Below are 2218 nucleotides of genomic sequence, written 5' to 3'. Positions count from 1 at the left end.
CCTAAACCTCTTGGTTAAGCCCTCGACCTATTAGTAACAGTCAGCTTCACGCATTACTGCGCTTCCACCTCTGCCCTATCTACCTCGTCGTCTTCAAGGGGTCTTACTAGCTTGTGCTATGGGATATCTCATCTTGAGGGGGGCTTCACGCTTAGATGCCTTCAGCGTTTATCCCTTCCCGACTTGGCTACTCGGCCATGCTCCTGGCGGAACAACCGATACACCAGAGGTCAGTCCATCCCGGTCCTCTCGTACTAAGGACAGCTCCTCTCAAATATCCTACGCCCACGCCGGATAGGGACCGAACTGTCTCACGACGTTCTGAACCCAGCTCGCGTACCGCTTTAATGGGCGAACAGCCCAACCCTTGGGACCTACTACAGCCCCAGGATGCGATGAGCCGACATCGAGGTGCCAAACCACTCCGTCGATGTGAACTCTTGGGAGTGATAAGCCTGTTATCCCCAGGGTAGCTTTTATCCGTTGAGCGATGGCATTCCCACTTAATACCACCGGATCACTAAGCCCTACTTTCGTACCTGCTCCACCCGTCGGTGTCACAGTCAAGCTCCCTTCTGCCTTTGCACTCTGCGAATGGTTTCCAACCATTCTGAGGGAACCTTTGGGCGCCTCCGATACCCTTTCGGAGGCGACCGCCCCAGTCAAACTCCCCGCCTGGCATTGTCCACTGCCCGGATCACGGGCACATGTTAGAAATCCAATACTGCAAGGGTGGTATCCCAACATTGACTCCATGGCAACTGGCGTCACCATTTCCTTGTCTCCCACCTATCCTGTACATGCAATACCGAATCCCAGTACCAAGCTGGAGTAAAGCTCCATGGGGTCTTTCCGTCCTGGCGCGGGTAACCAGCATCTTCACTGGTACTTCAATTTCACCGGATGCATTGTCGAGACAGTGCTCAAATCATTACGCCTTTCGTGCGGGTCGGAACTTACCCGACAAGGAATTTCGCTACCTTAGGACCGTTATAGTTACGGCCGCCGTTTACTGGGGCTTAAATTCAAAGCTTCGCTTGCGCTAACCTCTCCTCTTAACCTTCCAGCACCGGGCAGGCGTCAGCCCATATACTTCACCTTTCGGTTTTGCATAGACCTGTGTTTTTGCTAAACAGTTGCTTGAGCCATTTCACTGCGGCCCTGCTTTCACAGGGCACCCCTTCTCCCGAAGTTACGGGGTCATTTTGCCGAGTTCCTTAACAATGCTTCTTCCGTCGGCCTTAGGATTCTCTCCTCATCCACCTGTGTCGGTTTACGGTACGGGTACTGTACAAACAATAGCGGCTTTTCTTGACAGCTGGCTCACACAATTCACTACTAAATTTCGTTATGCATCACGCCTTCGGATTGCTACACGGATTTGCCATTGCAGCTCCTACCTCGCTTGCCCCGGTATTTCCATTCCCGGGATGTGCTCTCCCTCTGTGTCCCCACAGTTCTGTTATACAGCAGTACAGGAATCTCAACCTGTTATCCATCGACTACGTCTTTCGACCTCGCCTTAGGCCCCGACTTACCCAGAGCAGATCAGCTTTACTCTGGAAACCTTAGATATTCGGCCGAGAGGATTCTCACCTCTCTCTCGCTACTCATTCCGGCATTCTCTCTTCTTATCAGTCCACAGCTCCTTACGGTACTGCTTCGTCCCTTTAAGAATGCTCCTCTACCAATTAACATCAGTTAATTCCACAGCTTCGGTGTCGTGTTTTAGCCCCGGACATTTTCGGCGCAGGACCTCTCGACCAGTGAGCTATTACGCACTCTTTGAATGTATGGCTGCTTCTGAGCCAACATCCTGGTTGTCTTTGAAATCCCACATCCTTTTCCACTTAACACGCACTTTGGGACCTTAGCTGGTGGTCTGGGCTCTTTCCCTTTTGACTACCCAACTTATCTCGTGCAGTCTGACTCCCGGTCATCATCTGGCTGGCATTCGGAGTTTGATATTCTTCGGTAAGCTTTGACGCCCCCTAGGAAATTCAGTGCTCTACCTCCAGCAGACTAAACCGAGGCTAGCCCTAAAGCTATTTCGAGGAGAACCAGCTATCTCCGGGTTCGATTGGAATTTCTCCCCTACCCACACCTCATCGCCACCCTTTTCAACGGATGTGCGTTCGGTCCTCCATTGCCTTTTACGGCAACTTCAACCTGGACATGGGTAGATCACCCGGTTTCGGGTCTACTCTGACTGACTATA

Annotated in this window: 1 rRNA gene; it reads right to left on the bottom strand. The window is 51.8% G+C overall.

Features of this window, described 5'->3' with window-relative positions:
- Window positions 1-10 precede the first annotated feature (10 nt).
- A 23S ribosomal RNA gene (locus LKD36_RS17395) occupies window positions 11-2218 on the bottom strand; the annotation flags it as partial.

This window comes from Hominiventricola filiformis (assembly GCF_020686965.1).
Classification (GTDB): domain Bacteria; phylum Bacillota; class Clostridia; order Lachnospirales; family Lachnospiraceae; genus Hominiventricola; species Hominiventricola filiformis.
The sequence above is the reverse complement of the archived record's forward strand: the minus strand, read 5'-3'. Positions and strand labels throughout refer to the sequence as shown.